This is a genomic window from Nocardioides sp. P5_C9_2 (assembly GCF_054049555.1).
This window is the reverse complement of sequence record NZ_JBFUMD010000311.1, coordinates 1-4,790: the sequence shown is the minus strand read 5'-3', so window position 1 is coordinate 4,790 and position 4,790 is coordinate 1. Positions and strand designations below refer to the sequence as shown.

The following is a 4,790-nucleotide window of genomic DNA, read 5'->3' as shown; positions in this document are numbered from 1 at the left end:
GCACCAGGCCGAGCTGAGCGACATCGCCGCCAGCGGCGAGCCCGGTGCGATCCTCGGAGCCCTGGACGCCTACCGTGACCTGCGCGCGCAGGCTCCCGACGACCTCCGGGACGAGTGGACCCAGGTCGTCACCAGGCTCGAGGACCTCCAGGAGGCCCTCGCCGCCGCGGACGTCGACCCCGCGTCGTACGACCCCGAGGTCACGCCGCAGGACCTCCCCGACGAGGACCGGCGGGCCGTGGAGTCGGCTGCGCGGGCGCTGGGGGAGACGGGGACGATCGAGGCGATGGGCGGCATCGAGCAGCAGGCCCTCGACGTGTGCGGGACGCCGCTGAGCCAGTAGCGGTCGGTCCCCACCCCGCATTGCAGGGCGTCCGTCGTTCTGACTAGATTGACCGGGTCGTCCCACCCGCGACCACCCCGACCAACGGCCGCACGGACCGACCCACACACCCCGACACACACCCCGACACACAGCCAGAAGGACCCGTTTCGTGGCCTTGCCCCCTCTCACGCCCGAGCAGCGCCTGGCGGCCCTCGACAAGGCCGCCGCCTCCCGACGGGAGCGCGCCGAGGTCAAGAACCGGCTCAAGAACTCGGGCGCCTCGCTCATGGACGTCGTCCACGAGGGGCAGGACAACGAGGTCATCGGCAAGATGCGCGTCGTCGAGCTGCTCCAGTCGATGCCCGGCCTCGGCAAGGTCCGGGCCCGGCAGGTGATGGAGCGCCTCGGCATCGCCGAGAGCCGTCGCGTCCGTGGCCTGGGGATCAAGCAGGTCGCCGCGCTCCAGCGTGAGTTCGGCCCCCGCGAGGAGTCTTGAGCGAGCCACGCCGGTCCCGACTGATCGTGCTCGCCGGCCCCACGGCCGTCGGCAAGGGCACCGTGGCCGCCGAGGTGCGCCGGCACCACCCGGAGGTCTGGCTGTCGGTCTCGGCGACGACGCGTGACCCGCGTCCCGGCGAGGAGAACGGCGTCCACTACTGGTTCGTCTCCGACGACGACTTCGACGCCATGGTCGAGCGCGGCGACCTCCTCGAGTGGGCGACCGTCCACGGCACGCACCGCTACGGCACGCCGCGCGGTCCCGTCGAGCTGGCGCTGGCCTCCGGTCACCCGGCGATGCTCGAGATCGACCTCCAGGGCGCGCGGCAGGTCCGCACGACCATGCCCGAGGCTCTCTTCGTGTTCCTCAAGCCGCCGTCGTGGGACGAGCTGGTACGCCGCCTCGTCGGTCGCGGCACCGAGACCGAGTCCCAGCGGGAGCGTCGACTGGCCACGGCCCGCGACGAGCTKGCGGCCGAGTCGGAGTTCGACGTGACCGTGGTCAACCACGAAGTTCACGCTGCCGCGGACGAGTTGGTAACCTTGATGAGGATCGACCCCGCGTCGGACCCTGCCCCGGACTGATCGGGCCGGATCACCACGACAATTCTGCACCAACCACTCTCTGTGAGGCTCCCAGCTGTGTCTGCCCCCAACATCGCCGCCGAGGGCGTGACCAACCCCTCGATCGACGACCTGCTCACCAAGACCGACAGCAAGTACAAGCTGGTTCTCTACAGCGCCAAGCGCGCCCGCCAGATCAACGCCTACTACTCCCAGCTCGGCGAGGGCCTGCTGGAGTACGTCGGCCCGCTGGTCGACACCGTCGTCCAGGAGAAGCCGCTCTCGATCGCGCTGCGCGAGATCAACGAGGACCTCCTCACCTGCGAGGACGTCGACCCGGCCGAGCTCGCCGCCGAGGAGGCCGCTGCCGCGGCCGCGCGCGCCGAGGCGTCGACCTTCTCGGAGTGACGTGACCTCCCCGGACGACTCCGTCCGCGAGACTCTCGACGACGTGGCCGTTTCCCCGGCGGGGAAGCGGCCACGAGTCGTCCTCGGGGTCGGTGGCGGCATCGCCGCCTACAAGGCGTGCGAGCTCCTGCGCCGCCTCACCGAGTCCGGCCACGACGTCACGGTGGTCCCCACGGCAGCGGCCCTCGAGTTCGTCGGGGCCCCGACGTGGGCGGCGCTGTCCGGCAAGCCGGTCTCGACCGACGTGTGGTCCGACGTCCACGAGGTGCCGCACGTGCGCATCGGCCAGTCGGCCGACCTCGTCGTGGTGGCRCCGGCGACCGCCGACCTGATGGCGCGGGCGGCCCACGGGCTCGCCGACGACCTGCTCACCAACACCCTGCTCACCGCCCGGTGCCCGGTCGTGCTGGCGCCGGCCATGCACACCGAGATGTGGGAGCACCCCGCCACCGCCGCCAACGTCGCGACCCTGCGCGCCCGCGGTGTGATCGTCGTCGAGCCCGCCGAGGGCCGTCTCACCGGCAAGGACACCGGCAAGGGCCGCCTGCCCGAGCCGGGCGAGATCTTCGAGCTCGCGCTCGAGGTGCTCGCGCGCGGTGCCACGGCGACCGACCTGAGCGGTCGACGCGTCGTGGTGAGCGCCGGCGGCACCCGGGAGTACCTCGACCCGGTCCGCTTCCTCGGCAACCGCTCGTCCGGCCTCCAGGGATACGCCCTCGCCCGGGCCGCTGCCGCCCGCGGCGCCGAGGTCACCCTCGTCAGCGCCAACGTCACGCTGGCCGACCCGGCCGGCGTCAAGGTCGTCCGGGTCGAGACGACGGCGCAGCTGCGCGACGAGGTCGTGCTGGCTGCCGGCTCCGCCGACGCGGTGGTGATGGCGGCGGCCCCGGCCGACTTCCGCCCGACCGCGGTCAGCGAGGCCAAGATCAAGAAGGCCGACGACGGCTCCGCGCCGGCGATCGAGCTCGAGCAGAACCCCGACATCCTCAAGGAGATCTCCCACGAGCGGCAGCGCCCCGGGACGGTCATCGTCGGGTTCGCGGCCGAGACGGGCGACGACACCGGCGACGTCCTCGACCTCGCGCGCGCCAAGCTGGCCCGCAAGGGCTGCGACCTGCTCGTGGTCAACGACGTCAGCGGGGGCGCCGTGTTCGGCAGCCCCGACAACGAGGCCGTGATCCTGGCCGTCGACGGGGCCACGGTCGACGTGCCCCACGGCACCAAGAGCGCCCTCGCCCACGTGGTGTGGGACGAGGTCGCGAGTCGATTCGCCCGCTGAGACGGGCATCTTGCATAGTGGGCCACGGAATACCGTGGGTCACCCGAGCACCTCGACAGGAGCATCTTCCGTGGCTGGACGCCTCTTCACCTCCGAGTCCGTGACCGAGGGTCACCCGGACAAGATCGCCGACCGGATCAGCGACTCGGTGCTGGACCACCTCATGGAGCACGACCCCGACCGCGAGAACCTGCGGGTCGCGGTCGAGACGCTGCTGACGACCGGGCTGGTCGTCGTGGCCGGCGAGGTGCGCACCAACGCCTACGCGCCGGTCGCGGACCTGGTCCGCAAGGCGATCCTCGAGATCGGCTACGACTCCTCCGACAAGGGCTTCGACGGCGCCACGTGCGGCGTCCAGGTCGCCATCGGCGCCCAGTCCAGCGACATCGCCGCCGGGGTCGACAGCGGGCACGAGTCCCGCGTCGGTTCCTCCGAGGACGACCTCGACCGCCGCGGCGCCGGCGACCAGGGCCTCATGTTCGGCTACGCCTGCGACGACACCCCCGAGCTGATGCCGCTGCCGATCATGATCGCCCAGCGGCTCGCGCAGCGACTGACCGAGGTCCGCAAGGACGAGACGCTCGCCTACCTCCGCCCGGACGGCAAGACCCAGGTCACCATCGAGTACGACGAGCAGGACCGCCCGGTGCGCATCGACACCGTCGTGCTGTCCACCCAGCACTCCGAGGACGTCGACCACGCCACCCTCGAGGCCGACATCAAGCAGCACGTCATCGACGTGGTGCTGGCCGGCTTCGACATCCCGTCCGAGGGCTACCGCCTGCTGGTCAACCCCACCGGCAAGTTCGTCGTCGGTGGCCCGATGGGCGACGCCGGCCTCACCGGTCGCAAGATCATCGTGGACACCTACGGGGGCATGGCGCGCCACGGTGGCGGCGCCTTCTCCGGCAAGGACCCGTCCAAGGTCGACCGCTCCGCGGCGTACGCGATGCGCTGGGTGGCCAAGAACGTCGTGGCCGCCGGCCTCGCCCGTCGCTGCGAGGCGCAGGTCGCCTACGCCATCGGCAAGGCCGCGCCCGTGGGTGTCTTCATCCAGACCTTCGGGACCGGCGTCGTCTCCGACGAGGCGATCCAGGCCGCCGTGCTGGAGGTCTTCGACCTCCGTCCGGCCGCGATCATCCGCGATCTCGACCTGCTGCGCCCGATCTACGCCCAGACGTCGGCCTACGGCCACTTCGGTCGCGAGCTGCCCGACTTCACCTGGGAGCACACCGACCGCGCCGACAAGCTCAGGGCCGCCGCCGGGGCGTGATCCGTTCCGCACCGGTCGGGGCGATGTCGGTCCGGATTGGTTGAATGCCGACCATGACCAACCACGAGGCCGGGCCGGCAGAGATGCTGCCCGGCCTCCGTGCGTCCGTCGCTGACGGCAGGGCCCGCGCCGCCGCCACCCGGGCCCGCAAGGCCGCCGAGTTCGAGCCGGCCGACGTCGACCCGGTCGCCCGCGTCCTCGTCGACGTGCCGCTGGCACACCTCGACCGCACCTTCGACTACGCCGTCCCTGAGGCGTACGCCGCGACCGCGGTCCCCGGCGCCCGGGTCAAGGTCCGATTCGCCGGTCAGGACGTCGGTGGCTTCGTCGTCGCGCGCGCCTCGACGACCGAGCACACCGGTCGCCTGCAGCCGCTGCGGCGCGTCGTCAGCCCCGAGCCGGTGCTCAGCTCCGTCGTCGCCGACCTCACGGCCGCTGTGGCC

The 4,790-nt window shown here is 72.0% G+C and carries 7 protein-coding genes; all 7 read left to right on the top strand.

Features of this window, described 5'->3' with window-relative positions:
• Positions 1-343, top strand: a 343-nt coding sequence (locus ACXJKL_RS14770; protein WP_457207801.1) for a hypothetical protein, incomplete at its 5' end; no start/stop codon positions are given.
• A 151-nt stretch (positions 344-494) separates the two neighbouring features.
• Positions 495-821: an integration host factor, actinobacterial type gene (gene mihF, locus ACXJKL_RS14765; protein WP_457207800.1), complete on the top strand. Its 327-nt coding sequence runs from the start codon at positions 495-497 to the stop codon at positions 819-821.
• On the top strand, positions 818-1,408 hold the full coding sequence (gmk, locus tag ACXJKL_RS14760) for a guanylate kinase (RefSeq protein WP_457207799.1): 591 nt from the start codon (positions 818-820) through the stop codon (positions 1,406-1,408). The genes mihF and gmk overlap by 4 nt, the downstream gene beginning before the upstream one ends.
• 57 nt (positions 1,409-1,465) lie before the next feature.
• Positions 1,466-1,795 carry a DNA-directed RNA polymerase subunit omega gene (gene rpoZ / locus ACXJKL_RS14755; RefSeq protein WP_056924469.1) on the top strand — a complete coding sequence of 110 codons (330 nt, stop codon included), beginning with the start codon at positions 1,466-1,468 and terminating at the stop codon, positions 1,793-1,795.
• A 43-nt stretch (positions 1,796-1,838) separates the two neighbouring features.
• A complete protein-coding gene (coaBC, locus tag ACXJKL_RS14750) occupies positions 1,839-3,074 on the top strand; it encodes a bifunctional phosphopantothenoylcysteine decarboxylase/phosphopantothenate--cysteine ligase CoaBC (protein WP_457207798.1) in 1,236 nt (411 codons plus the stop codon).
• A 70-nt stretch (positions 3,075-3,144) separates the two neighbouring features.
• The gene (metK, locus tag ACXJKL_RS14745) at positions 3,145-4,347 is read left to right on the top strand and encodes a methionine adenosyltransferase (RefSeq protein ID WP_457207797.1); all 1,203 of its coding nucleotides are present in this window, start codon (positions 3,145-3,147) and stop codon (positions 4,345-4,347) included.
• Positions 4,348-4,400: 53 nt separating this feature from the next.
• Positions 4,401-4,790 (top strand): primosomal protein N' family DNA-binding protein (locus ACXJKL_RS14740; RefSeq protein WP_457207796.1); only part of this gene is annotated, 390 nt, incomplete at its 3' end.